This is a genomic window from Massilia sp. TWP1-3-3 (assembly GCF_049897805.1).
In the GTDB taxonomy this organism is placed as follows: domain Bacteria; phylum Pseudomonadota; class Gammaproteobacteria; order Burkholderiales; family Burkholderiaceae_D; genus Telluria_A.
The window spans coordinates 1-23,819 of sequence record NZ_JAFCWX010000023.1; the positions used below are offsets into that span (position 1 = coordinate 1).

The 23,819-nt window shown below is 62.1% G+C and carries 23 protein-coding genes and 1 pseudogene; 15 read left to right on the forward strand and 9 right to left on the reverse strand.

Translation table 11 applies throughout. The features are described from left to right. Nucleotides 1–116: 116 nt before the first annotated feature. From ACP7D4_RS19775 to ACP7D4_RS19785, 3 genes and pseudogenes are all read left to right on the forward strand, one after another. Nucleotides 117–551 (forward strand): annotated as a pseudogene (locus tag ACP7D4_RS19775) (cytochrome b/b6 domain-containing protein); the annotation flags it as partial. 67 nt (nucleotides 552–618) lie between these two features. Further along, nucleotides 619–1,350 carry a molybdopterin-dependent oxidoreductase gene (locus tag ACP7D4_RS19780; protein ID WP_426104957.1) on the forward strand — a complete coding sequence of 244 codons (732 nt, stop codon included), beginning with the start codon at nucleotides 619–621 and terminating at the stop codon, nucleotides 1,348–1,350. A gap of 72 nt (nucleotides 1,351–1,422) precedes the next feature. Then, entirely contained in the window at nucleotides 1,423–1,731 is a 309-nt protein-coding gene (locus tag ACP7D4_RS19785) for a pentapeptide MXKDX repeat protein (protein ID WP_426210869.1), read from the forward strand. An 86-nt stretch (nucleotides 1,732–1,817) separates the two neighbouring features. Here the strand turns inward: ACP7D4_RS19785 and ACP7D4_RS19790 are convergent, their stop codons facing one another. From ACP7D4_RS19790 to ACP7D4_RS19800, 3 genes are read right to left on the reverse strand one after another with little or no spacing between them, the layout of a single operon-like run. Beyond that, nucleotides 1,818–2,912, reverse strand: coding sequence for an HD-GYP domain-containing protein (locus ACP7D4_RS19790; RefSeq protein ID WP_426210871.1), 1,095 nt, complete (start codon nucleotides 2,910–2,912; stop codon nucleotides 1,818–1,820). A gap of 36 nt (nucleotides 2,913–2,948) precedes the next feature. Further along, nucleotides 2,949–4,106, reverse strand: coding sequence for a pyridoxal phosphate-dependent aminotransferase (locus ACP7D4_RS19795; protein ID WP_426104892.1), 1,158 nt, complete (start codon nucleotides 4,104–4,106; stop codon nucleotides 2,949–2,951). Between the two features lie 46 nt (nucleotides 4,107–4,152). Continuing rightward, complete coding sequence (locus ACP7D4_RS19800) at nucleotides 4,153–4,590, reverse strand: putative toxin-antitoxin system toxin component, PIN family (protein WP_426104893.1); 438 nt, start codon at nucleotides 4,588–4,590, stop codon at nucleotides 4,153–4,155. A 34-nt stretch (nucleotides 4,591–4,624) separates the two neighbouring features. Between ACP7D4_RS19800 and yaaA the strand changes: the two genes are divergently transcribed. After that, nucleotides 4,625–5,404, forward strand: coding sequence for a peroxide stress protein YaaA (gene yaaA / locus ACP7D4_RS19805; protein ID WP_426210872.1), 780 nt, complete (start codon nucleotides 4,625–4,627; stop codon nucleotides 5,402–5,404). Nucleotides 5,405–5,446: 42 nt separating this feature from the next. On the opposite strand, the gene ACP7D4_RS19810 is transcribed toward yaaA, so the two are convergent. Beyond that, the gene (locus ACP7D4_RS19810; protein WP_426210874.1) at nucleotides 5,447–6,256 is read right to left on the reverse strand and encodes an outer membrane protein assembly factor BamD; all 810 of its coding nucleotides are present in this window, start codon (nucleotides 6,254–6,256) and stop codon (nucleotides 5,447–5,449) included. A 65-nt stretch (nucleotides 6,257–6,321) separates the two neighbouring features. Between ACP7D4_RS19810 and ACP7D4_RS19815 the strand changes: the two genes are divergently transcribed. Together ACP7D4_RS19815 and pgeF are read left to right on the forward strand one after the other, a co-directional pair. Then, nucleotides 6,322–7,371 (forward strand): RluA family pseudouridine synthase, encoded by a 1,050-nt coding sequence (locus ACP7D4_RS19815; protein ID WP_426104898.1) that lies wholly within the window; start codon nucleotides 6,322–6,324, stop codon nucleotides 7,369–7,371. Then, nucleotides 7,371–8,168 carry a peptidoglycan editing factor PgeF gene (pgeF, locus tag ACP7D4_RS19820; protein WP_426210875.1) on the forward strand — a complete coding sequence of 266 codons (798 nt, stop codon included), beginning with the start codon at nucleotides 7,371–7,373 and terminating at the stop codon, nucleotides 8,166–8,168. Before ACP7D4_RS19815 ends, pgeF begins: the two co-directional genes overlap by 1 nt. Nucleotides 8,169–8,194: 26 nt before the next feature. On the opposite strand, the gene ACP7D4_RS19825 is transcribed toward pgeF, so the two are convergent. Beyond that, nucleotides 8,195–8,485, reverse strand: coding sequence for a hypothetical protein (locus ACP7D4_RS19825; RefSeq protein WP_426104900.1), 291 nt, complete (start codon nucleotides 8,483–8,485; stop codon nucleotides 8,195–8,197). Nucleotides 8,486–8,543: 58 nt separating this feature from the next. On the opposite strand from ACP7D4_RS19825, the gene phaC reads away from it, so the two are divergent. The 4 genes from phaC (at nucleotide 8,544) to ACP7D4_RS19845 (ending at nucleotide 14,121) form a co-directional block, all read left to right on the forward strand. Continuing rightward, nucleotides 8,544–10,262: a class I poly(R)-hydroxyalkanoic acid synthase gene (phaC, locus tag ACP7D4_RS19830; protein WP_426210877.1), complete on the forward strand. Its 1,719-nt coding sequence runs from the start codon at nucleotides 8,544–8,546 to the stop codon at nucleotides 10,260–10,262. Between the two features lie 198 nt (nucleotides 10,263–10,460). Continuing rightward, nucleotides 10,461–11,012 carry a polyhydroxyalkanoate synthesis repressor PhaR gene (phaR, locus tag ACP7D4_RS19835; RefSeq protein WP_426104904.1) on the forward strand — a complete coding sequence of 184 codons (552 nt, stop codon included), beginning with the start codon at nucleotides 10,461–10,463 and terminating at the stop codon, nucleotides 11,010–11,012. A 100-nt stretch (nucleotides 11,013–11,112) separates the two neighbouring features. Next, on the forward strand, nucleotides 11,113–12,492 hold the full coding sequence (rimO, locus tag ACP7D4_RS19840) for a 30S ribosomal protein S12 methylthiotransferase RimO (RefSeq protein ID WP_426210878.1): 1,380 nt from the start codon (nucleotides 11,113–11,115) through the stop codon (nucleotides 12,490–12,492). Nucleotides 12,493–12,954: 462 nt separating this feature from the next. Further along, nucleotides 12,955–14,121 (forward strand): cystathionine beta-lyase, encoded by a 1,167-nt coding sequence (locus tag ACP7D4_RS19845; RefSeq protein ID WP_426104907.1) that lies wholly within the window; start codon nucleotides 12,955–12,957, stop codon nucleotides 14,119–14,121. A gap of 14 nt (nucleotides 14,122–14,135) precedes the next feature. On the opposite strand, the gene ACP7D4_RS19850 is transcribed toward ACP7D4_RS19845, so the two are convergent. Continuing rightward, nucleotides 14,136–14,498 (reverse strand): DUF4870 family protein, encoded by a 363-nt coding sequence (locus tag ACP7D4_RS19850; RefSeq protein WP_426104908.1) that lies wholly within the window; start codon nucleotides 14,496–14,498, stop codon nucleotides 14,136–14,138. A gap of 25 nt (nucleotides 14,499–14,523) precedes the next feature. Then, nucleotides 14,524–14,967: a thioredoxin TrxC gene (gene trxC / locus ACP7D4_RS19855; RefSeq protein ID WP_426104910.1), complete on the reverse strand. Its 444-nt coding sequence runs from the start codon at nucleotides 14,965–14,967 to the stop codon at nucleotides 14,524–14,526. A 101-nt stretch (nucleotides 14,968–15,068) separates the two neighbouring features. On the opposite strand from trxC, the gene ACP7D4_RS19860 reads away from it, so the two are divergent. Then, on the forward strand, nucleotides 15,069–15,815 hold the full coding sequence (locus ACP7D4_RS19860; protein WP_426210880.1) for a DUF72 domain-containing protein: 747 nt from the start codon (nucleotides 15,069–15,071) through the stop codon (nucleotides 15,813–15,815). 36 nt (nucleotides 15,816–15,851) lie between these two features. Here ACP7D4_RS19860 and ACP7D4_RS19865 read toward each other — a convergent pair whose 3' ends face one another. Then, nucleotides 15,852–16,301: a hypothetical protein gene (locus ACP7D4_RS19865; RefSeq protein ID WP_426210881.1), complete on the reverse strand. Its 450-nt coding sequence runs from the start codon at nucleotides 16,299–16,301 to the stop codon at nucleotides 15,852–15,854. A 142-nt stretch (nucleotides 16,302–16,443) separates the two neighbouring features. Between ACP7D4_RS19865 and ACP7D4_RS19870 the strand changes: the two genes are divergently transcribed. The 4 genes from ACP7D4_RS19870 (at nucleotide 16,444) to ACP7D4_RS19885 (ending at nucleotide 22,599) form a co-directional block, all read left to right on the forward strand. After that, nucleotides 16,444–16,974 carry a GNAT family N-acetyltransferase gene (locus ACP7D4_RS19870; RefSeq protein WP_426104914.1) on the forward strand — a complete coding sequence of 177 codons (531 nt, stop codon included), beginning with the start codon at nucleotides 16,444–16,446 and terminating at the stop codon, nucleotides 16,972–16,974. Between the two features lie 494 nt (nucleotides 16,975–17,468). Next, nucleotides 17,469–20,558, forward strand: coding sequence for a glycoside hydrolase family 48 protein (locus ACP7D4_RS19875; protein WP_426210883.1), 3,090 nt, complete (start codon nucleotides 17,469–17,471; stop codon nucleotides 20,556–20,558). Between the two features lie 61 nt (nucleotides 20,559–20,619). Further along, complete coding sequence (locus ACP7D4_RS19880) at nucleotides 20,620–21,144, forward strand: hypothetical protein (protein WP_426210885.1); 525 nt, start codon at nucleotides 20,620–20,622, stop codon at nucleotides 21,142–21,144. A 42-nt stretch (nucleotides 21,145–21,186) separates the two neighbouring features. Further along, nucleotides 21,187–22,599 (forward strand): cellulase family glycosylhydrolase, encoded by a 1,413-nt coding sequence (locus tag ACP7D4_RS19885; protein WP_426210887.1) that lies wholly within the window; start codon nucleotides 21,187–21,189, stop codon nucleotides 22,597–22,599. Nucleotides 22,600–22,968: 369 nt separating this feature from the next. Here ACP7D4_RS19885 and serB read toward each other — a convergent pair whose 3' ends face one another. Further along, complete coding sequence (gene serB / locus ACP7D4_RS19890) at nucleotides 22,969–23,811, reverse strand: phosphoserine phosphatase SerB (RefSeq protein WP_426210888.1); 843 nt, start codon at nucleotides 23,809–23,811, stop codon at nucleotides 22,969–22,971. Nucleotides 23,812–23,819: the final 8 nt, after the last annotated feature.

The following is a 23,819-nucleotide window of genomic DNA, read 5'->3' on the forward strand; positions in this document are numbered from 1 at the left end:
CCAAACTTCCAAAGACATATTTCCTATAGGCCCGCAACGCGGCTCACGGGCCGGGCTTGTCCAACAAACGGTTCAGATCGAGGCGTCGCTACGCTCGCTCGATCTAACCTTATTCGTTAGGCGGGGCACTGCAATGGCATTTCGCGGCCATGTGGCTGCTGGCGGCCAACGGAATCGCGTACTTGGCCATCAATGTGGCATCGGGCCGCCTGCGCATCAAATTTTTTCCGATAGCACCACGCCAGCTGCTGCTGGATATGAGCGCAGCGTTCAAAGGCAAACTGGCCCATGCCGATCCGCAGCAGTACAACAGCGTTCAACGCCTGGCCTACCTGTTCGTCATGGTCGACTGCATCGTGCTGGTGCTCTCTGGACTGGTGCTTTGGAAATCGGTGCAGTTTCCACTGCTGCGCGAGCTGCTGTTCGGCTACGAGGGGGCGCGCCGCGTGCATTTTTTTGCGATGGCCGGCCTGTGCGCTTTCATTGTCGTGCATGTGGTGATGGTGGCGCTGGTTCCGCGCAGCCTGCTGGCCATGCTGCGCGGCCGCTGATCAAGGAGAATCGAGCATGACACTATTGAAAAAACGCGACATCGTGGTTCCCGCTGAAGGCGCGCAGATGCTTGCCGACGCCCTCAACCGGGTCGCCCATCCAGCGCGCCGCGCCTTCCTGCAGCGCAGCCTGAGCCTGGGCGGCCTGGCGCTCCTAAGCGGCTGTTCGACGGGCGACGAGGACAGCATCGACGCGGCCTTACGGCGCATCGACAGTTTCAATGACCGCGTCCAGGGCTTGCTGTTCGACCCAACGCGGCTGGCGCCAACCTACCCGGAATCGATGATTACCCGTCCGTTCCCGTTCAATGCCTATTACGGCGAGGACGAGGTGCGCGAGGTGGACGCCGACACGTGGCGCCTTGAATTGAGCGGCATGGTGGCCGACCGCAAGCCGTGGACGCTGCAGCGCCTGCGCGCGCTGCCGCAGCAAGACCAGGTCACGCGCCACATTTGCGTGGAAGGCTGGAGCGCGATCGGCAAGTGGGGCGGCGTATCGTTCGGCCACTTTCTGCGCCACGTTGGCGCGGACCTGAGCGCGAAATACGTCGGCTTCAAGTGCGCCGACGATTATCACACCAGCATCGACATGGCCACGGCGCTGCATCCGCAGACATTGATGGCGCTTACCTATGACGGGCAGGTTCTGCCGCCGCGCTATGGCTTTCCGATGAAGCTGCGCATGCCCACCAAGCTTGGCTACAAAAATCCCAAGCACATTCAGGCCATTTTTGTGACGAATACCTACCCTGGCGGCTATTGGGAAGACCAGGGGTATAACTGGTTCGGCGGCAGCTGAGCCGGACTGACGCAGCACGCAGTACCCACGTTGTTCAATCTACGTTGTTCAATTTACTTTACGAGGAATATCATGAAAAAAGTTACTACCGTCTTGTTCGCTGCTTGCCTGATGTTGACCGGCGCCGTCCACGCGCAGGACGCCATGAAAAAAGATGCGATGGCCAAGGACGAGATGCACAAGGACGAGATGCACAAGGACCAGATGCACAAGGACACGATGACAAAGCCAGCCATGAAGCACGACAACATGGGCAAAACAGGAATGAAGAAGGACGCCATGACGAAAGGCGCGATGAAGAAGGATGAGATGAAAAAAGGCGAGATGAAACAGGATGCCATGGGCAAGGACAGCATGGGCAAAGACGGCATGGCCAAGTAATAGTCCGGCCCGGCCCGGCCCGGCCCGCGCGGCCGGGCATTTCACTAGCGGCGCCATGGTCAGTGCTGACGCGCATGCCTGACTGTTTACAGTGCGGCCAGCTCACCCCAAATATGCTGCATCGTGAAGCGCAGCCTGGCAGTGTCTTCATGCAGGGCTTCAGCGATCGAGCAGTTTGCGTCGGCCGTGGAGCGCGGTTCGGGCAGTGCCAAAGGCGTGCCGTCGCTCAAGCGCAGCACATGCACCCGCAGCGCGCCGGCCTGGTCGGCTCCGCTGAACACGACGCCGGTCTCCCCGTTTGCCAGCCGCACCAGCGTGCCCGGTGGGTAGGCGCCGATCCGCGCGCTGAAGTGGGCGACAAGGTCCGGGTCGACTGGCATGTCGCTCCCGCCGGCCAGGCAGGCCAGGGCCATCGGCGGCAGCAGCGAACGGCGGTAGTTGCGCGCCGAGACAAACGCGCAATAACGGTCGGCCAGCCCGATCAATTTGGCATTTTGCGAGATTTCCTCGCCCAGCCGTCCCTGCGGATAGCCGCTGCCGTCTTCATTTTCGTGGTGCAGCAAGACCAGGTCGAGCCACGCTTCGTCGGCGATGCCGGCCCAGCGCAGCATGTCGACGCTGTCGGTCGGATGGCGGCGCACGATGGCCCGCTCCTCGTTCGACAAGGCGCCGTCGCGCCCCTGGAAGATTTCGGTCTGGCGCACCATGCCCACATTCATGGTCAGCGCGGCGGCGGCCATGATCAGCAGTTCGGCCGGGTCTTTGTGCATGGCGCGCGCGATCAGGCACACGACGATGGCAGCTTCGGTGCAGTGGCGGATCGCATAGGCGCCGGCGATCTGGTTCAGGAAGATGGCGGCCAGCGCGATGTTTTCGTCGCGCGCGACGGCGTCGATCAGTTCGCGGGCGATGGCGCGCAGTTCGGTGTCGGCGCTGGCCACGTCGCGCAGGTCCATCAGGATGCGCTCGAGGCGGCGGTTGATCTGGTTCAGGCTTTGCAGGACGGAGGCGGGCACGCCCGCTTCGGCATACAGGCCGGTTTCAAGCAGGGATAGCTGGTCAGGGGCGACCAGCGCGCCTTTTTCGAGCACTGACCGCTTGGCCAAGGGCGCACTGAAAACGTCCCAGGCAAGCGGCTTGCCAAAGGTGAGGTCGGACAGCTTGAGACGCCTGAATGCCATGATCATCCACCGATTTTTGCTGCCTTCATACGCATTTTACAAACGCGCCAACCGCTCCAGCGCGAGCTTCAGGGTGTCATCTTGTTTGGCGAAGCAAAAGCGCACAATACCCGCTTCCCGACCCTGTGCGTAGAACGCCGAAACGGGGATGGCGGCGACCTTGATTTCGGTAGTCAGCCATTGTGCGAATTCCGACTCCAGTATAGAGGAAATTGCATCGTACCTGACACATTGAAAGTAGGTTCCGTCGGCTGGCAGCAACGTGAAGCGCGAGTTCGCCAGACCGCCGCGAAACAGATCGCGCTTGCGCTGGTAAAAGGCGGGCAAGTCGCGGTAGGGCGCGCTGTTGCCCATGTAGCTGGCGATCCCGTGCTGCATGGGCGTATTCACCGTGAACACATTGTATTGGTGGACCTTGCGAAATTCGGCGCTCAGGCTGGCCGGCGCGGCCACGTAGCCCACCTTCCAGCCCGTGACATGATAGGTCTTGCCAAAGCTGGAGACAACGAAGCTGCGTTCGGCCAGCTCCGGATGGCGGCACACCGATTCATGGCGCTGGCCGTCGTAGACCATGTGTTCATAGACTTCGTCGGACAGGATCAGCAAGTCGGTGCCGCGCACGATGTCGCGCAGGGCGTCGATATCGGCCGCGCCAAACACGGTGCCGGTGGGGTTGTGCGGCGAGTTGACGACGATCAGGCGCGTGCGCGCGGTGACGGCCGCGGCCACTTGACCCCACGGTACGCCAAAGCCGCCGTCGCCCAGGGCCATTGGCACCGTCACCGCCACGGCGCCGGCCAGTGCGATGGCCGGCAAATAGCAGTCGTAGGCAGGTTCAATGACGATCACTTCGTCGCCCGCGCGAACGCAGCACAGAATGACGGTGGTGATGGCCTGCGTGGCGCCGGCGGTGATGGTGATCTCGCTGGCCGGGCAGTAACTGGCACCGTACAGGGCGCCGATCTTGGCAGCCACCGCTTCGCGCAGCGGCGGGGCGCCGGTCATCATCGGATACTGGTTGTGGCCGGCGCGCATGGCGTCGGTCACCCGGTCGACCAGCGCCGGATCGCAGGCAAAGTCGGGAAAACCCTGGCCCAGATTGACCGCGCCGTGTTCGGCGGCCAGGGCGGACATGGCGGAAAAGATGGTGGTGCCCACGGCGGGCAGTTTGGTGGACAGCGGAGGAGTAGGCATGGACGGCTCAATCGATTGCATGAGCGTGCATTTTATCGCAGGCCGGCTATTCAAGCTTGAGCCAGGCTTCCGGCACCATGATGCGGAACATGCCGGCCTGAGCGGTCTTGCGGGCCAGTTTCAGCAGTGCCTTGTCTTTGGTGATCAAAATCTCGGCCGACCCGTCGCGCGCCACTTCCAGAAATTTCTGGTCATCCTTGTCGGTGCAAACCGGCAGACGCACCAGTTTCGCCTCGGGCGAAACCACCTTGATCAGGCGGTCGAAGCTGGCGGCCGACACCGCTCGGCTGTCCTCGTCGAGCGGCAGATGCTTGTAGTGCAGCACGATCAGGTATTCGTCGCGGCAATCGGCACGGGTAATGGCTTCGACCGCGCCGCTTTCAAGTGCGGCCAGCAGGCCGTGCCAGCGCGGGTCGTTAAAGACGAACAGGTCGAGGCAGACATTAGTGTCTAGCACGATGCGTTTGGCTGGAGCAGGTATCATATTGGTCTATTTAAATGTATCGCTGATTGAGTCTATGTTGATTGTACTGTCCCCAGCCAAAACGCTGGACCTTGAAACGCCCGTCACAACCAAACTCGCCACGACAGCCGACTTTCTGGACCGCTCCGGCCAGCTGATCGACGTGCTGCGCCGCTATTCGCCGGGGCAGATCAGCGATCTGATGAGTATTTCCGATACGCTGGCGCACCTGAACGTGGGGCGCTACGCAAGCTGGAACGCCGACACCCACCATACGGACGAAGGGCGCCAGGCGATCATGGCCTTCAATGGCGACGTCTATGCCGGGTTCGATGCCCGCTCGCTCAAGCCGGCGCAGCTGGCGTACGCGCAGTCGCATGTGCGCATCCTGTCCGGCCTGTACGGCGTGCTGCGTCCGCTCGACATGATTCATCCGCACCGGCTGGAAATGGGCACACGCCTTGCAACGCCAGCCGGCAAGGACCTGTATGCATTCTGGGGCGAGTCCGTCACGGCCGCCTTAAACGGCGCGGCCGAGGCCAATAATGCCGAGGTGCTGGTCAACCTCGCGTCCGAGGAATACTTCAGGTCGGTCAAACCGAAGCTGTTGTCGGTGCCGGTGATCACGCCGGTATTCGAGGACTGGAAAAACGGCAAGTACAAGATCATTTCGTTTTTCGCCAAGCGCGCGCGCGGGATGATGGCGCGCTATGCAGCGGTCAAGGGCATTACCGACGCGGCCAAGCTCAAGCGTTTCAAAGTGGATGGGTATGCGTTCGACAAGAAGGCGTCGGATGAGACGAACTGGGTGTTCCGGCGCAAGCTGGAAGTGTAGGCCGCGAAAAAAAACCGCTCATCTCCGAGCGGTTTTTGTTAATTACTTGTTCGACTTTGACCAGAACTTCCACCACGCGCCATCGGGCCCGTTCGGATTCATGAACTTGCTGTTCCGGTAGTTCTTCGCGAACACGCGCGCCGTATCCTTTTGCAGGTCCGTCATGCCCAGTTTTTCGTAGTTACGCACCATCAGGTACAGCGCTTCTTCGCGCGCCGGTGCATCCTGGTAATCCTTGACGGCACCCATCGCGCGGTTCAGCGAAGCAAGGTAGGCGCCGCGGCGGAAGTAGTAGTTAGCCACGTGCACTTCATACTGCGACATGGCCGTTATCAGGTACCGCATGCGGTCGGCTGCATCGGGCGCGTACTTGCTGTTCGGATAGCGGTCAACCAGCGCCTTGAACGCGGCGAACGATTCGCGCGTCGCCTTCGGATCGCGCTCGGTCGGGTCTTGCGAGTACACCACGCTCAGCAAACCGATCTGGTCGTTAAAACTGATCAGGCCGCGCAGGTAATACATATAGTCCACTTGCGGATGGGTCGGATGCTCGCGGATGAAACGGTCGGCGGCGGCCAGCGCCAGAGCCTGGTCTTGTGTCTTGTAGTGCGCGTAGGCGATTTCCATCTGCGCCTGCGTTGCATAATTTCCAAACGGGTAGTTCGTTTCGAGGCGTTCCCACAGCTTGATTGCCGCTTCGTAGTGGCCGCCATCCATTTCCTCGCGCGCCTCAGCGTATAATTTCGCCACTGGCCAGCTTTTGGTCTCGTCGGTTTTTTCCGGCAACCAGCTGCAAGCCGTCATGGCCAGCAGAACACATGTAGCAACAACAGAAGATAATTTTTTTTGCATAGCTTTGTGCAGAAGAGTATTAACCGAGATTCAACGAAAGGCTGATTATAGCCGATGGGACTGCCGTGATATTAACTCCAACGCCGAATTTGGCGGATTTACCGATAGACCCTGATTTCGACGACGAGATCGACGCCGAGCTTGATGCCGAGTTTGTTCCAGACCACGGCGGCATTGATTTGTCGCCCATTACCCTGGAGCTGACCCCCGACGCGTGCGGCCACCGCCTCGACAAAGTCATTGCCGCCTTGGTGCCGCAATTTTCGCGCAGCCGCCTGCAATTATGGTTCGACAGCGGCCACGTGCACGTGGACGGCAAACCGGCGCGCGGCAAGGATACCGCGTATGGTGATGAAACGGTCGTTATCGTGCCACAAAGCGCGCCCGAAGACCATGCCTACACGCCTGAAGCAATCGACCTGAACATCGTCTTCGAGGACGAGCACATCATGGTCATCAACAAGCCGGCCGGGCTGGTAGTGCACCCTGGCGCAGGCAATTGGTCCGGCACCCTGCTCAACGGCCTGCTGCACCATTGCCCGCAGCTGGCAGGCGTGCCGCGCGCCGGCATCGTGCACCGGCTCGACAAAGATACCAGCGGCCTGATGGTCATCGGCAAAACGCTGGCGGCGCAGACCGACCTGGTGCGCCAGTTGCAGGCGCGTACCGTCAAGCGCGAGTATTTTGCGCTGGTGTGGGGCACCCCGCAGCTGAGCAGCACGATTGACGCGCCCATGGGCCGCCACCCCAAGGACCGGGTCAAGATGGCTGTGACCACCAGCCTGTCGGCCAAGCCGGCCATTACCCATTACCAGCGCCTCGAAACAGGCATGCTGGACCGCCGTCCCGTCACGCTGGTGCAGTGCCAGCTTGAAACGGGCCGCACCCACCAGATCCGCGTACACATGCTGCACATCGGCTACGCGCTGGTCGGCGATTCTGTGTACGGCAAGCAGCACCTGACGCCCGTCTTCCCGCGCCAGGCGCTGCAGGCGCGGCGCCTGGGCCTGGTCCACCCGGCCACTGGCGAACAGTGCGAATGGATCGTGCCGCTGGCCGATGACTTTGCCGAGCTGATCGCAAAAGCCGGCATTCCCGAGCCAGAGCAGGTCTGATGCCGAGCCGGTCTCGCAACTTGTCACCGATCGTGCCTGACTGGCCCGACTTGCCTGCCAACATGGGCGCTCTGGCGAGTACCCGTCAGGGCGGCGTCAGCGTGGCGCCTTACGATGACGGGCAGGGCGGCGGCGGGCTCAATCTCGGCTTGCATTGCGGGGACGACGCCGCACTGGTGCAGCAAAACCGTGCGCGGCTGGCGGCCTTGCTGCCGGGCCAGCCGGCCTGGATTTCGCAAGTGCATGGCATTGCCGTGGTCGATGCAGCCAGTGTCCGGCCCGGGCAGCCGGTGCAGGTGGCCGACGCCAGCGTTGCCAGCGCGCCCGGCGTGGTGTGTGCGGTAATGACGGCTGATTGCCTGCCGGTGTTGTTCGCCGATCTGGAAGGCAAGGTCGTCGCGGCGGCGCACGCCGGCTGGCGCGGCCTGGCGGGGGGCGTGCTGTCCGAAACCATCAACGCCATGCGCGCTGCGGGCGCGGGCGATATCACCGCGTGGATGGGGCCGGCCATTGGTCCGGAACAGTTTGAAGTGGGCGCCGATGTGCTCGACGCTTTTATTCGTGGCGCGCCGATAGGCGATGTCGATGCGCTCAAGGCGGCTTTCACGCCGTACCCCGGTCGCGAAGGCAAGTTTTTGGCGGACATTTATACGTTGGCCAGGCTGATGTTGGCGCGCGACGGCGTGACCCGCGTGGCTGGCGGCGGGCATTGCACCGCTACCGACAGCGCGCGCTTTTATTCGTATCGCCGCGATCGCGTCACGGGTCGCCAAGCGAGTTTGATTTGGATCAAATGAGGGTACGCCCAGCGGCCAATACTGCCCTAGTCGCCGCCGCTACTGCTACTGCTGTCGCTGCTGCCAGTGTCGGCGCTGTTGCTGCTGCTGTCGCTACTGCTGCTTTCACTGCTGGACGAGGTGGTATCGCGGCTGCCCTGATTGGACTGCTCCCTTGCCCTGCGGGCGCGGCGCGCTTTTCCACCCGTCAGGTAGAGCAAGATTGACAAAGGCAACACGCAATACCCTAAAAAAGTCATAATTCCGGCAACAACACTAGGTTGGCTCACGGCGATCAGGCCGACGACATAGACCCATGCAACGACGACAATCCACATACTATTCCTTGAGATCGTTTTATTAAAAGGCTGAAAATTAATGGACGCAAACAACACCATGCCAGACCCCCAAGCCATGGCCGCCGCCTGGATGAACCAGTTTTCGGACCCGGCCGCGTGGCAGGCGGTGTTCAAGACCCCTGCGCTGGAAGCGAGTCCCGTGGCAGCGATGTTCACCGATGCCAGCGCCATGCTCAAGCCCGAAAAGCTCGAAGCGCTGCGCGACGACTACCTGCAAAAGGCCGCCGCCCTGTGGCAAGACTTTCTGGCGTCCAAGACGCCCGTGCTGGAGGACCGCCGCTTTTCGTCGCCCGAATGGGCAGCGAACCCGATGTCCGCCTTCAGTGCTGCATCATACCTGCTTAACGCCGAGTTTCTGACCACGATGGCCAATGCCGTGGAAGCGCCGCCCAAGGAACAGCAAAAGATCCGCTTCGCGGTCCAGCAGATGGTCGACGCCATGTCGCCGGCCAATTTTTTAGCTACCAACCCCGAAGCGCAGCAAAAGCTGATTGAAACGAAGGGCGAGAGCCTGACCAAGGGCTTGTCCAACATGCTGGCCGACTTGCAAAAAGGGCGCATTTCCCTGTCCGACGAGTCAGCCTTTGAAGTGGGCCGCAACGTGGCCACCACCGCCGGCCAGGTCGTGTTCGAGAACGAACTGTTCCAGCTGATCCAGTACACCCCGGTCACGCCCACCGTGCACCAAGTGCCGCTGCTGATGGTGCCGCCGTGTATTAACAAGTTCTACATCCTGGACTTGCAGCCCGAAAACTCGGTCGTCCGTTACGCGGTGGAGCAGGGCAACACCGTGTTCCTGGTTTCGTGGAGCAATCCGGACGAGTCGCTCAAAGGCACCACCTGGGACGATTACATCGAGCATGGCGCCATCAAGGCGATTGAAGTCACGCGCGCCATCTCGGGCGCCGAGAAAATCAACGCGTTCGGCTTTTGCGTGGGCGGCACCATCGTCAGCACCGCGTTGGCCGTGCTGGCGGCGCGCGGCGAGCAGCCGGCGGCGAGCCTGACATTGCTGACCACGCTGCTCGACTTTGCCGATACCGGCGTGCTCGACGTCTTCATCGACGAGCAACAAGTGTCGCAACGCGAAAAAGCGCTGTCCAAAGGCGGATTGATGCCGGGCCGCGACCTGGCGACGACGTTTTCGGCGCTGCGTCCGAACGACCTGGTGTGGAATTACGTGCAGTCGAACTACCTCAAAGGCAACGAGCCGCCGCCGTTCGACTTGCTGTATTGGAATTCGGACAGCACCAACTTGCCTGGTCCCATGTTCTGCTGGTACTTGCGCAACACCTATTTGGAAAACAGCCTGAAGCAGGCGGGCAAGCTCACAGTGGCCGGAGAGAAAGTCGACCTGGCCAGCATCAAGGCGCCCGTGTTCATTTATGGATCGAAGGAAGACCACATCGTGCCGTGGAATGCCGCGTATGCATCGATGCATCTGCTCAATCCCGGCAACGCCAAAGCCAACCGTTTCGTGCTCGGCGCGTCCGGCCACATTGCCGGCGTCATCAATCCGGCCTCGAAAAAGAAACGCAGTTACTGGACCAACGATGCCAAGGCCAAGGGCGTGACTGCGGCTGACGCCTGGATGGCCGGCGCCAGCGAGCACGTCGGCAGCTGGTGGCCCGAATGGTCGGCATTTTTGGCCGACCACGGCGGCAAGTCGGTCAAGGCGCCCGCCAAGGCCGGCAACGCCAAGTTCAAGCCGATCGAGGCGGCGCCTGGACGCTACGTGAAAGTGCGCGCAGACTAGCGGCTACGGCAACCGGAGTTGCTTTCCGGTTGCTATTTGGTTGCGTTGCAATAAATGGTGCGCCTAACGGCGCAAAGTGGTATTTTCGGGAACATCCATCCTATAATGCAAAAAGTAGGCTTGTCAGGAGCGGACCGAAGTCCGCTTTTTTTTCGTAATCATTACAACTGCGCTGCGGCGCAATAAGTGGAACTTGAGATGAGTAGTGCAAAAAAGAGTACGGAACGCCTGATCAAGAAATACCCGAACCGACGCTTGTACGACACCCAGACCAGCTCGTACATCACGCTGACCGACGTCAAGCAACTGGTGCTCGACGCCGACGAGTTCACCGTGATCGATGCCAAGTCGAACGAAGACCTCACGCGCAGCATCCTGCTTCAGATTATTCTGGAAGAAGAAGCCAACGGCGCGCCCATGTTCTCAAGCAACGTGTTGTCGCAAATTATTCGTTACTACGGGCATGCCATGCAGGGCATGATGGGTTCCTACCTGGAAAAAAATGTCCAGGCCTTCACGGACATCCAGACCAAGTTCACGACCGGCAGCACGGGTACGTTCGAGGGCAAGCCGTTCAGCCCGGAGATGTGGACCCAGTTCATGAATGTGCAAGGGCCGATGATGCAGGGGATGATGAACAACTATATCGACCAGAGCAAGAGCCTGTTCGTGCAGATGCAGGAACAGATGCAAAGCCAGAGCAAGAATATTTTCGGCACCTTTCCTTTCCCCCCAGTCGAGAAAAAGTAAGCGGCGCACGGACAGCAGGCACAGGGCAGGGCGGAAAAGCCCGAAGGGGCTCGGCCCTCGGTTACAATAGCGGATTCCCCTGCCTTTTTGCGCCCCTATCATGTCCGAACTTCGCCGTATTCCCCTTCCTGGTGCCGCTCCAAAAGTTGGCTTCGTTTCGCTCGGCTGCCCCAAGGCGCTGGTCGACTCCGAACAGATCCTGACCCAGTTGCGCGCCGAAGGTTACGAGACGGCCAAGTCCTATGACGGGGCCGACCTCGTCATCGTGAACACCTGCGGCTTCATTGACGCTGCCGTGCAAGAGTCGCTCGACGCCATCGGCGAAGCGCTGGCCGAAAACGGGCGCGTCATCGTCACCGGCTGCCTGGGCGCCAAAAAAGATGCTGCCGGCGACGACATCATCATGAAGATCCACCCCAAGGTGCTGGCCGTGACGGGTCCGCATGCACTGGCCGAGGTGATGGATTCAGTTCACCTGCACCTGCCCAAGCCGCATGCGCCGTTTTTCGACCTGGTGCCGGCGCAGGGCATCAAGCTCACGCCGAAGCACTACGCTTACCTCAAGATCTCCGAAGGCTGCAACCACCGCTGCAGCTTTTGCATCATCCCGTCGATGCGCGGCGACCTGGTCTCGCGTCCGATCGCCGACCTGATGCTGGAAGCGGAAAACCTGTTCAAGGCGGGCGTTAAGGAGTTGCTGGTCATCTCGCAAGACACCAGCGCCTATGGCGTGGACGTCAAGTTCCGCTCGGGCTTCTGGAACGGCCGTCCGGTAAAAACCCACATGACGCAGCTGGTGGAAGCGCTTGGCCAGCTGGCCGCGCAATACGGCGCGTGGGTGCGCCTGCACTATGTGTACCCGTATCCGCACGTCGACCAGATCATCCCGATGATGAGCGGCGGCCATGTGCTGCCTTACCTCGACATCCCGATGCAGCACGCGCACCCGGATGTGTTAAAGCGCATGAAGCGCCCGGCCAGCGGCGAGAAAAACCTGGACCGCATCCAGGCATGGCGCGCCATGAATCCGGATTTGACGATCCGCTCGACCTTCATCGCCGGCTTTCCGGGCGAAACGGACGAAGAATTCGAGTACCTGCTGGACTTTCTGAAGGAAGCCCAGATCGACCGCCTGGGTTGCTTTGCCTATTCGCCGGTGGAAGGCGCCACGGCCAATTTGCTGGCCAACCCGGTGCCTGAAGAAGTGCGCGAAGAGCGCCGCGCGCGCGTCATGCTGCTTCAGGAAGACATTTCGGCCAAGCGCCTGCAGGCAAAAGTGGGCAAGACCATCCGCGTGCTCATCGATGAAGTGGGCGGCAAGGAAGCAATTGGCCGCTCGTCGGCGGACGCCCCGGAAATCGACGGCGTGGTGCACATCAAGCGCTCGCTGGTGCCTGGCAAAAAGCTGACGGTGGGCGAGTTCGCCGATGTCACGGTGACGGCGGCCGATGCGCACGACCTGTGGGCGTCGGTGGCCTGAACTTCTTGATGGGCCGCGTGGGTTGCTTGACGTTTTTGAAGTGACGTTGGCACTGCGGTAAGCGCAGCAACAGCAGAATAGATACATCGTCCTCGCGAACGCGGGGACCCATAGAACGGGTCAACTGAGCAACTGTTCCATGGATCCCCGCGTTCGCGAGGACGATGTGGTGGAAATGCAGGCTTCCCGGCTAGTGTCCTGAGTTGGAAGTTCGTTGCTTATAAATGTTCCGAAATCGCCGAGAGACAAGGAACAAAAGCGGAACAAAAGCGGAGCAAGGCCGAGACCTTGCGAGCATTTTTGACGCAGTATCGCGGGGATTCTCGGGATGTTTATACAACGAACTTCCAACTCGGGACACTAGCGGGCCACGTAGATGCTTAAGCGCTCATCGTACCCACGATCCAGGATGCACCTGAACCCACCAGCGACCAGCGCAGTCCCCCATCCTTGCAAACCCCCATGAAAAAATCCCCCCAAACCGCCCTGATCCACAACGACTACACCGCGCCCGAAGGCTTCGCCGCCTTCCCGACGGCGATCCACCACGCCTCCACGGTGCTGTTCAAGGACGTGGCCGCGATGCGCTCGGGCGACTGGAAAGAAAAAAACGGCTACACCTACGGCCTGCACGGCACGCCAACCACCTTCACCCTCGAAGCGCGCCTGGCCGACATTGAGGGCGGCGAGCACTGCCTGCTGGCCCCCAGCGGCCTGGCCGCAATCGCGATGGTCGACTTCGCGCTGCTGAAAACCGGCGACGACGTCCTGCTGCCCGAAAACGTCTACAGCCCCAACCGCGAGCTGGGCGCCTGGCTCAGCCGCGACTTCGGCATCACCGCGCGCTATTACGATCCTTTGATCGGAGACGGCATCGCCGCACTGATCGCACCGAACACGCGCCTGATCTGGACCGAGGCGCCCGGCTCGGTATCGATGGAAGTGCCGGACCTGCCGGCCATCTGCAAGGCGGCCCACGAACGCGGCGTGCTCGTTGCGCTCGACAATACCTGGTCGGCGGGGCTTGCGCTGCGCGGCTTTGACCTGGGCGTGGACATCATCATGCAGGCGCTCACCAAGTACCAGTCAGGCGGCTCGGATGTGCTGATGGGCGCCCTGATCACGCGCGAGCGCGCGCTGAACGACCGCCTGGCGCTGGCGCATATGCGCCTGGGCATGGGCGTGAGTCCAGACGACGCTTACCTGGTCATGCGCGGCCTGCCGAGCATGCGCCTGCGCTTCGAGGCGCATGACGCCGGCGCGCGCAAGGTCGCCACCTGGCTCAAGGCGCGCCCCGAAATTACCAAGGTGCTGCACCCGGCGTTTGAGGACTGCCCGGGCCACGACATCTGGAAGCGCGACTTTACCGGCGCCGGCGGCTTGTTTTCGGTGCTGTTCGACGAGCGCTTCAGCGAAGCACAGACCGATCGCTTCGTCGACAGCCTGGCGCTGTTCGGTCTGGGCTACAGCTGGGGCGGAGCCAACAGCCTGGTGATGCCGTACCGGGTCAAAGCCATGCGCAGTGGCTGGCAAGGCAACGGTACGCTGGTGCGCTTTAATATCGGCCTGGAAGACACGGCCGACCTGATCGCCGACCTGGAACGCGCGCTCGCCACGCTCCAGGCTTAACTTCAAGCGCTGCTTCAGGCAGGCACCGGCTCGTTTGCGCTAAGGGCGAGGAACCCGCGGATCAGCCGGTAAGCCTTCCACAGCCACACCACGCCCCACACGGCGTACGCCAGCGGGATGCCGATGATGGTGATGAACAGCACGCCGCCGACCGCCATCCAGATGACGAACCACCAGAATGAATGGATCATCCAGGTATGGTGGCTGTAGACCAGCGTGCCCTGCGTGGCTGGCCGTTTGCTGTAGTTGATGATGATGGGGATGATCGACAGCAGTCCCAGTGAAAAGAAGAAGGTCAGTGCGTGCACGATGTACAGCACGCGTGCCATGTTTTTTTCGCCTTCGAGCTTACTGTCGAGTATCAATTCTTGGGTCATGATTGTTCCTGAATGGTGATGTTAATCAGCGGGCACCGGCTTGCGCCTGGGCCCAGTTGACGATGGAACCGGCATCCATGGCGCCGGCCTGGCGCGCCACTTCATGCCCGTTGCGAAACAGCGCAAGGGTCGGGATGCTGCGGATATTGAAACGGGCGGCGACGTCTTGCACGTTCTCGGTATCGACCTTGAGCAAGCGGAAGGCGGGTTCGAGCCGCTGCGCGGCCTGGTGGAAGGCCGGCGCCATCATCTTGCACGGCCCGCACCAGGCGGCCCAGAAATCGACCAGCACCAAAATGTCGTTGCGCTCGATGTGCTTGCTAAAACGCGCGCTCGTGACGTCGATCGGTTTACCCAGGAATAGCTCGCGCGTGCACTTGCCGCACACGGGCGCGTCGCCCAGGCGCTCCTGCCCCACGCGGTTGACCGCGTCGCAGTGGGGACAGACGATATGGACTGGTTCGGTCATGCGCTACTCCGGCGTTGGTCGTTATGATATCGACATTGTATGACGCGCGCGGTTTGTACCGTGTTCCGGTAGCGCGCGCTACGCTGGTAGACTCGGCGCCCATGACAGAACGCACTGAACAAAACAACGGGGCGGGGCGGGTGCTGGTCGGTTGCGCGGGCTGGACCATTCCGCGCGACGCCGTCGCTGCCTTTCCAGCCGAGGGCAGCCACCTGCAGCGCTACGCCGCCGTGCTCGGCGCGGTGGAGATCAATTCATCATTTTATCGCCCGCACCAGGTTAAAACCTACGAGCGCTGGGCGGCCAGCGTGCCGGATGATTTCCGCTTCTCCGTCAAATTGCCGCGTTCGATCACGCATGATGCAAAACTGGTCGGCATCGACGAACCGCTGGCCCAGTTCGCGCGCGAGGCGGGGGCGCTCGGCGACAAGCTCGGTTGCGTGCTGGTCCAGTTGCCGCCCAAACGAGAGTTCGATGCCGGCGTGGTACAGGATTTTTTCTTGCGCCTGCAAGACACATTCGGATGCACGATTGCCTGTGAGGCGCGCAATGCGGCGTGGTTTGAGGCAGATGCCACGGCACTGCTGCAGGAAAGCGGCGTCACGCGGGTGATCGCCGATCCGGCCAAGGGGCAACCGGGCGCGCATGTGCCAACCAGCGCGACCATCTGTGCTCGGCTGCACGGTTCGCCGCGGATTTATTACTCGTCCTACGAGCCTGCATACCTTGCGCAACTGGCGCGCGACATGGATGACCATGTGGCCGCAGGACGAACAGTGTGGCTTATTTTTGACAATACCGCCTCGCGGGCCGCCGTGCCCAATGCGCTGGACGTTCAGCGGCGCTAAAGGCGGGGTTCAGACCCGCAAAGGCGCAACGGCTGGTCAGCGGTGGCCGCCGCGGAAATGCCCACCGCGAAAATGCCCGCCACCGTAGCCCCGGCCCCAGTGTTGGCCTAAGACAAAGCCCAGGCTTAAGCTCACCGGCGGCCAGTAATACGATGGCTGCGGCGCGTACACGGGAGCGGGGTAGTAGACTGGTGCTGAACCGTACACCGGCGCCTGGCTGTACACGGGCGTCTGGCTGAAGATCGGCGCGCTGCTATAGACGGGGCGCGGCACTGTCGTCGATGAATATTCGACCGGTTTGCCGTCCGGCGACTTGGCGGCCACCTTGGCTGCAGTTCCCACAGGCACTGGTGTCACCGACACCACGCGCCACTGTGACGGGTCGCGCGGCTGCGCATAGGCGTTGGTGCCGTAGCCTTGTTGCTGCGGCATCTCTGCACAACCGGCCAGGGCAGTAGCCAGGGCAACCACAAGTAATTTTCTCATCGCGCAATCCTCCACTATCAGACGAACACTATAAAATAATTGTAGCCCGTATCAGGGGCCATTTACAGCCTGTTACAACGACGCGCAAAGCAGTTACGGCGCCGGTGTCGCTGTACCGTAAAAATCGATCAGCGGAAAAAACATGTATACCCTTCGACTTGCGCAAGAAGCGGAAAAAACCGAATTGAACGCACTGATTCGCGCTTCCGGCGTGGGCCTGTCGGTCGGGTTTTATACCGACGAGCAGGCTGCCGCCATCACCCGCGACGTGTTCGGCGTCGACAGTGCGCTCGTTGCCGACGGCACCTACCACGTAGTTGAAGACAACGGCGTGCTCGTCGCCTGCGGTGGCTGGAGTGCCCGTGCGACCGATTTCGGCGGCGACCAGGCAAAAAGCGGCAATGATCGGGCGCTCGATCCCGCCACCGAGCCGGCCCGCATCCGCGCCTTCTTTGTTGATCCCAGGATGGCGCGGCGCGGTCTCGGCACCATGCTGCTGCAGCACTGCACCAGCGCCGCCGCCAAAGCTGGCTTCAAAGCGCTCGAACTGGTGTCGACCATGCCGGGTGTGCCGCTTTACGCGCGTCATGGGTTTGTGCCTACTGAGCACATCACGCTGGCCTTGTCGGGCGGCGTCACAGTGGCGCTTACGCGCATGCGCAAAGAAATGTAGACAGGAACTGCGCGCGCCGCCAAATTTGCACCTCTATAGAAGCGCTTCCAACTCGACACCGATCCGTGCCCGGTTTGCTTTCGCGATGATCTCTTATCCGATTCGGTATCAGTGAAAAACTTTCCTCCAATTTGCGCGGAAATCTATGCAATCTGGATTGACATGAAAGCTTTCAAAAAGCTAACCTTGAATCAGCGCGACACAATTCGGCATGTTTTCAACTTGACGAGAACGACTGAATTACGCCATTTTATCGTCATTTTTTGCACAAAAATGCACACCACGGCAAAAGTCAACGCCGTTTTTTTTCGAGATGCAATGAAAACGATTTCATAAGTCGGTAAATAGTAAAACGCTGTGATACCGCGCGACGGACGCGTCGCTCGGTGATACTCCTCGCTGGCATTGTTCTGCGTAGTGAAAGAGCAGCCGGCCCAAGTTGGCGTCCGCATCCTGCGGCCGTTCCGAAAGCCCATATTCGTAGGAGACGAATAGTGAATAACTCGACCAACAACGTACACTGCAATGCCGCCGCGTCGCCACCGGCACCATCGACGGGTGCGCGCATCGTGCATAGTGCCTTGCGCAACCTGAAAGTGTTGTCGGTGACGGCCGGTACGGCCGCCGCGCTCGCCATGCCGTTCATGGCGCCGGCACACGCAGCGCCAGACGCGGAATACAACAAGCGTTTTCTGGCCCAATACCAAAAAATCAAGAACCCGGCCAATGGTTACTTCAGTGCGCAGGGCGTGCCCTACCATTCGATCGAAACGCTGATGGTCGAGGCGCCCGACTACGGCCACGAAACCACGTCCGAGGCCTACAGCTTCTGGCTCTGGCTGGAAGCCCAATACGGCCGCGCCACCGGCGACTGGGCGCCGCTCAATGCGGCATGGGCCAATATGGAAGCTTTCATTATCCCGACGCAGGCCGACCAGCCCACCAACAGCTTCTACAATCCGGCCAAGCCTGCCACCTACGCGGCTGAATACAATCTGCCATCGAGCTATCCGGCGCCGCTGGCAAGCGGCGTGCCGGTCGGCACCGACCCCATCGCCAACGAATTGCAAGCCACCTACGGCACCCGCAACATCTACGGCATGCACTGGCTGGTCGACGTCGACAACTGGTACGGGTACGGACGCTGCGGCGACGGCGTGAGCAAACCCGCGTATATCAACACGTTCCAGCGCGGCGCGCAGGAATCGGTGTGGGAAACCGTGCCGCACCCCTCCTGCGAGACCTTCAAGTGGGGCAAGAACGGCGCCAGCCAGGGCTTTCTTGGCCTGTTCATCGGCGACGCGAGCTACGCCAAGCAGTGGCGCTACACCAATGCGCCCGACGCCGACGCGCGCGCGGTGCAGGCGGTGTACTGGGCATCGGTGTGGGCCAAAGCGCAGGGCAAGAGCGCGGACGTGGCCGAGCTGGTCAAGAAAGCGGCCAAGATGGGCGACTATCTGCGCTACGCGATGTTCGACAAGTACTTCAAAAAAGTCGGCAACTGCATCGACAAATATGGCTGCCCGGGCGGCAGCGGGGCCACCAACGCGCAGGGCCTGCGCGACAACCAGCATTACCTGATGAGCTGGTACTACGCCTGGGGCGGCGCCACTGATCCCAACGCCGGCTGGGCATGGCGTATCGGTTCCAGCCACAATCACTTCGGCTACCAGAATCCGCTGGCTGCCTGGGTCTTGTCGAGCCAGGCGGAGTTCAAGCCACTTTCGCCGACGGGCGCCGGCGACTGGGGCAAAAGCCTGGGCCGCCAGCTGGAGCTGTACCGCTGGCTGCAGTCGGCCGACGGGGCCATCGCCGGCGGGGCCACCAACAGCTACGGCGGCGACTACCTGGCCCCGCCGCCGGGCACGGCCAGCTTCTACGGCATGTACTACGACGAAAAACCGGTCTACCATGACCCGGCGTCGAACACCTGGTTCGGCTTCCAGGCGTGGTCCATGCAGCGCGTGGCCGAGTACTACTATGCGACCGGCGACGCGCGCGCCAAGACGGTGCTCGACAAGTGGGTGGCGTGGGCTGCGGCCAACACGGCGCTGCTGGCCGACGGCGGCTATGCGATTCCCAACACGCTGGCGTGGAGCGGCCAGCCCGACACCTGGAACGCCGCCGCTCCGGGCGGCAATGCCGGCCTGCGCGTGAGCGTCACCGACAAGACCGACGACGTGGGCGTGGCTGCGGCCTATGCGCGCACGCTGATCTACTACGCGGCCAAATCAAACAGCAGCAGCGCCAAAACACTGGCCAGGGAACTGCTGGACCGCATGTGGGCCAGGCACCAGGATGCGCAGGGCCTGTCGGTGGAGGAAACGCGGGGCGACTACAAGCGCTTTACGGAAGCCTACAACCCGGCCACCGGCTCGGGCGTGTATATTCCGCCCGGCTGGAGCGGGACCAACGGCCAGGGCGCGACGATCGATGCAAGTGCCACCTTCCTGAGCATGCGGCCCAAGTACCTGCAAGACCCGCAGTGGCCGGCGCTCAAGGCTTACCTGGACGGCGGCGCGGCGCCCAAATGGCGCTACCACCGGTTCTGGGCGCAGGCCGACATTGCAATGGCGATGGCCGACTACGCCAACCTGATCGGCGGCGTCGACTCGCCGTCGGTGCTGGCCAGCGCCGCTGCGCTCACGGTGCCCGAAGGCGGCAGCGCCGCAGTTGGCATCACGCTGTCCAAAGCGCCGGCGGCCAACGTGACGGTGTCGGTAGCCAAGGCGGCCGGCGGCGACGCGGACCTGGCCACCGCCAGCGCCAGCCTGGTCTTCACGCCGGCCGACTACAACGTCGCCCAGAACGTGGCGATCAGCGCCGCGCCGGACGCCGACCAGGTCAACGGCAGCGCCAGTTTCAACTTCGGCGCGCCCGGCCATACCGGTGTCAGCGTGGCGGCAGTGGAGGCTGACCGTGACGTCGTGGCGCCGGTGACGCTGGTGGTCAGCGGTGCGCCGCTGGCTGTGCCCGAAGGCGCCTCGCGCAGCTTCCGGGTGCGCCTGGCCACCGCCCCTGCGGCCAACATCAGCGTGTCGGTGGCGCGGGTGGGCGGCGACGTTGATCTGGGCGTGGCGGGGGGCGCCACACTCACGTTCACGCCCGCTAATTGGAACCTGGACCAGAACGTGACGCTGGCCGCCGCAGTGGACGCCGACAGCATCAACGGCAGCGCCAGCTTTACGGTGACGGCCCCGAACGCCGCCGCGCTTACCGTGCTTGCCACCGAGGTGGACAAGGACGTGGTGGCCGCAGCCGGCTGCGCGGTCGAGTTCAACACGGCCAGCGACTGGGGTAATGGCCAGGTTCCGTCCGTCACGCTGCGCAACACCGGCAGCGCGCCGATCAATGGCTGGTCGGTCAGCTGGACCGAGTCGAACGACGTCACGCTGTCCAATTCGTGGAATGCGATGCTGGCTAAATCGGGTCGTGCATTCGTGGCCACGCCGATGTCGTACAACGGCACGGTACCGGCCAATGGCAGCGTCAACTTTGGCATGCAGATTGGCTACAGCGGCGCCAAACCGCTGCCCACTGCGCTGGCCTGGAGTGGGCGCAACTGCACCATCGTCGTAAAATAGAACCGGCGGCGCCGCAGGCTGCGGGCCAGCGGCGCCGCAATTGGACCCACGGAAGGAAGCTATGCATCAGTACAAAAAAATCGCCTTGAGTGCGGTGCTGGTCGCTGCAATGATGGCGCTGGCGGGCGCGATTGCGCCGGCGCGTGAACTGGTGCGCGCTCGGGCTGATAGCGAAGCTGCCTGGCACGACATCGTGCGTATCCACGCCTCGCGCATCGAGGCCGCCAGTGCCGCGCTTGACGCCGAGCGCACCATTGACGCGGCGCCGGCACGCAGTTCGCTGGCCAGGGCCAGGGCGGTGCGCGCCGACGACAGCGTCTTGTATGACGCACAGCGCATCAACCATTACAAGCAGCAGCAAGGGGAGCTGACCGGCGCGCTGCATATGCTGGCCGCCGGTGAGCACGGCGGGGCGGGCGCGCTGGACGCGTTGCGCGAGCGCCTGGTGCGCGACGAAGTCGCGCTTTCTGCCGCGCGTGCGCGTTATGGCGAGGCCAGCGCCCGTTACCAGTCGATCATTCGTACGGCCACCGGGGCGACGCTGGTCGCTGTGCTGCGCTATCCCGAGCTGCCGGCCGCGCTGTAAATCGCGCCTGACGATTTTTCAGGCAATCACAGGGGAGTTAATATGAAGACAACTACAACAGGTCGCAGGCTGGCCACGCTTGGCGTGGTCTTGCTGGCGTTTGGCGCGAGCGGATCGGGCCAAGCGCATAGCGTGAGCGGCAGCAAACTGCTCGACACCAGCGGCAAGGAAGTGGTGTTGCGCGGCGTGAACTGGTTCGGCTTTGAAACCTACGACGGCGCGGTGCACGGCCTGTGGGCGCGCAACTGGCGCGACATGCTCGACCAGATCCAGGCAACCGGCTTTAACGCGCTGCGCCTTCCCCTGTGCCCGGCGGCGTTTCGCGGCGATGGCAAACCGAATTTCGACGCCAGGTTCAACCCCGAACTGGTGGGGATGAACACGCGCCAGTTCCTCGATCTGTTCCTGACCGAGGTGGACCGGCGCGGCATGTACATCTTGCTCGACCATCACCGGCCCGACTGCAATGCCATTTCTCCGCTGTGGTACACCTCGACCTACAGCGAGGCGCAGTGGCTGACCGATCTTGAATTTTTGGCCCGCAAATACGCAGGCCTGAAAAACCTGATCGGCATCGATCTCAAAAACGAGCCTTACGGCGCAAGCTGGGGCACGGGCGACGCCACGCGCGACTGGAATTTGGCGGCCGAGCGTGCCGCGGCGCGCATCCTGGCGGCCAATCCGAACCTGCTAGTGTTTGTGGAGGGCGTGGCGGCCAACCCGGTCTGCAGCGCCAACACGCCCGTGTTTTGGGGTGAAAACCTGGAACCGCTCAAGTGCAAGGCGCTCAATATTGCGCGCAACAAGCTGGTGCTCTCGCCCCATGTGTACGGGCCGGACGTGTACAACCAGAGCTACTTCGGCGCATCCAATTTTCCGGCCAATATGCCGGCCATCTGGGACCAGCATTTTGGCCAGTTCGCCGCCACTTATCCGGTCGTGCTCGGAGAATTTGGCGGCAAATATGGCCACGGCGGCAATCCGAATGACAAGGTATGGCAAGACGCGCTGGTCACCTACATGAAGCAGCGCGGCATGGGCAGCTCGTTTTACTGGACTTGGAACCCGAACAGCGGCGACACTGGCGGCATATTGCAGGATGACTGGAAGACCGTCTGGCCGGACAAGGTAGCGCTGCTCAAGCGCCTGTGGGATGGGGCCGCGACGCCACCGCCACCGCCACCGCCACCGCCCCCACCGGCCAGCGCCGTCAGTGCGACTTTACGCATCACGTCCGACTGGGCTGCCGGCTACTGCGCCGACGTCGCAGTCAAGAACAGCGGCAGTGTGCCAGTCGTGTGGAAGGTGCTGTTGACGGTGCAGGGCAGGGTGAACAACCTGTGGAATGCCGACTACACGCAAAGCGGGGCCACGCTCGCGGCGAGCGGCAAGAGCTACAACGCTACGGTGCAGCCGAACGGCACCCAGTCGTTCGGCTTTTGCGCTGTCCGCTAACTATGCGGCAGGCGAGACGCCCTCCCTGCGCGCGGCCAACCAAAAGTTGCCACATGCTGCACGACGGCGCGCTGGCCCTGATGGGCTTGATGGACACGATCCGCAGCCAAATCGTCGTCCACTATCCCGCCGCCCAATAACAACAGGGCACAAACCGAACCAACTGCCCAAACCTCGACCGGGGTCAGTTCCCCCATTACGACACGGTCTCATCTGTAACGGCAGCTACAGATGAGGCCGTGTCGCAATGGGGGAACTGACCCCGGTGGAGGTTTTTGTGACCGGCGGTACATGCTGCCGCGGGTGAGCCGTGCGCTTACTACTTCGTCCGGCAGTTCGATGGGGTCGAGCACTTCTTGATTCGACGCATCAGCCGAGAATGGCGAGCAAGCCGTCCAGGCCGCAGTAGTTGAGGGCGACGTCGGCCTGGGCGCGCACCACCGGCTTGGCGCGAAACGCCACCGACAGGCCGGCGACGCCCATCATTTTCTGGTCATTGGCGCCGTCGCCCATGACGATGGCTTGCGCCGGCGCGATGCCCATGCCGGCGCAGACCTGTTCCACGGTGCGTCTTTTTTCATCGGCGTCGACAATGGTGCCCGTCACGCGGCCGGTCAGCTTGCCGTCGATGATTTCAAGGGCGTTGGCGTGGGTGTAGTCCAGGCCAAGGCGTGTCTTGAGTCGCTCGGTAAAAAAGGTGAAGCCGCCCGAGACCAGCAGCGTTTTCAGCCCTGCCGCCTTGACCGCGGCCAGCATCGCTTCGCCGCCCATCGAAATGGCCAGGCGTTCCTGGTACACGCGTTCCAGCGCGCCGGCGTCGAGCCCTTCGAGCAGCGCCACGCGGCGCTTGAGGCTTTCGGAAAAATCGAGTTCGCCACGCATTGCAGCTTCGGTGATCTCGGATACCTGTGCTTTCAAGCCCTGCATGTCGGCGATTTCGTCGATGCACTCGATGGTGATCAGCGTCGAATCCATGTCCATGGCAACTAGCTTGAAGTCGGCCAGCGTGCGTCCCGGCGCAATGAAGGTGGCGTCAAGACATGCTCCGTCGGCAGCCAGTTCGATATTGGCCTTGAGGATGTCGGAGTAAGCGACTTCCTCGCAGCGCACGGCGTGTGCGCCCAGATGCACAACGCGCGCCGGATTGGCCAGCGCGGCGATGCGCAAGAGCGTGTCGGTAGTCGCATCAAGGCCTTGCAAGACCAGGTTCATGTTCATTT

Bases quoted from the DNA above. Each gene is read 5' to 3' on its own strand.
- ACP7D4_RS19780 (WP_426104957.1), top strand. From the start codon at position 619: ATGCTTGCCGACGCCCTCAACCGGGTCGCCCATCCAGCGCGCCGCGCC.
- ACP7D4_RS19785 (WP_426210869.1), top strand. From the start codon at position 1,423: ATGAAAAAAGTTACTACCGTCTTGTTCGCTGCTTGCCTGATGTTGACC.
- ACP7D4_RS19790 (WP_426210871.1), bottom strand. From the start codon at position 2,912: ATGGCATTCAGGCGTCTCAAGCTGTCCGACCTCACCTTTGGCAAGCCG.
- ACP7D4_RS19795 (WP_426104892.1), bottom strand. From the start codon at position 4,106: ATGCCTACTCCTCCGCTGTCCACCAAACTGCCCGCCGTGGGCACCACC.
- ACP7D4_RS19800 (WP_426104893.1), bottom strand. From the start codon at position 4,590: ATGATACCTGCTCCAGCCAAACGCATCGTGCTAGACACTAATGTCTGC.
- yaaA (WP_426210872.1), top strand. From the start codon at position 4,625: ATGTTGATTGTACTGTCCCCAGCCAAAACGCTGGACCTTGAAACGCCC.
- ACP7D4_RS19810 (WP_426210874.1), bottom strand. From the start codon at position 6,256: ATGCAAAAAAAATTATCTTCTGTTGTTGCTACATGTGTTCTGCTGGCC.
- pgeF (WP_426210875.1), top strand. From the start codon at position 7,371: ATGCCGAGCCGGTCTCGCAACTTGTCACCGATCGTGCCTGACTGGCCC.
- ACP7D4_RS19825 (WP_426104900.1), bottom strand. From the start codon at position 8,485: ATGTGGATTGTCGTCGTTGCATGGGTCTATGTCGTCGGCCTGATCGCC.
- phaC (WP_426210877.1), top strand. From the start codon at position 8,544: ATGCCAGACCCCCAAGCCATGGCCGCCGCCTGGATGAACCAGTTTTCG.
- phaR (WP_426104904.1), top strand. From the start codon at position 10,461: ATGAGTAGTGCAAAAAAGAGTACGGAACGCCTGATCAAGAAATACCCG.
- rimO (WP_426210878.1), top strand. From the start codon at position 11,113: ATGTCCGAACTTCGCCGTATTCCCCTTCCTGGTGCCGCTCCAAAAGTT.
- ACP7D4_RS19845 (WP_426104907.1), top strand. From the start codon at position 12,955: ATGAAAAAATCCCCCCAAACCGCCCTGATCCACAACGACTACACCGCG.
- ACP7D4_RS19850 (WP_426104908.1), bottom strand. From the start codon at position 14,498: ATGACCCAAGAATTGATACTCGACAGTAAGCTCGAAGGCGAAAAAAAC.
- trxC (WP_426104910.1), bottom strand. From the start codon at position 14,967: ATGACCGAACCAGTCCATATCGTCTGTCCCCACTGCGACGCGGTCAAC.
- ACP7D4_RS19860 (WP_426210880.1), top strand. From the start codon at position 15,069: ATGACAGAACGCACTGAACAAAACAACGGGGCGGGGCGGGTGCTGGTC.
- ACP7D4_RS19865 (WP_426210881.1), bottom strand. From the start codon at position 16,301: ATGAGAAAATTACTTGTGGTTGCCCTGGCTACTGCCCTGGCCGGTTGT.
- ACP7D4_RS19870 (WP_426104914.1), top strand. From the start codon at position 16,444: ATGTATACCCTTCGACTTGCGCAAGAAGCGGAAAAAACCGAATTGAAC.
- ACP7D4_RS19880 (WP_426210885.1), top strand. From the start codon at position 20,620: ATGCATCAGTACAAAAAAATCGCCTTGAGTGCGGTGCTGGTCGCTGCA.
- ACP7D4_RS19885 (WP_426210887.1), top strand. From the start codon at position 21,187: ATGAAGACAACTACAACAGGTCGCAGGCTGGCCACGCTTGGCGTGGTC.
- serB (WP_426210888.1), bottom strand. From the start codon at position 23,811: ATGAACCTGGTCTTGCAAGGCCTTGATGCGACTACCGACACGCTCTTG.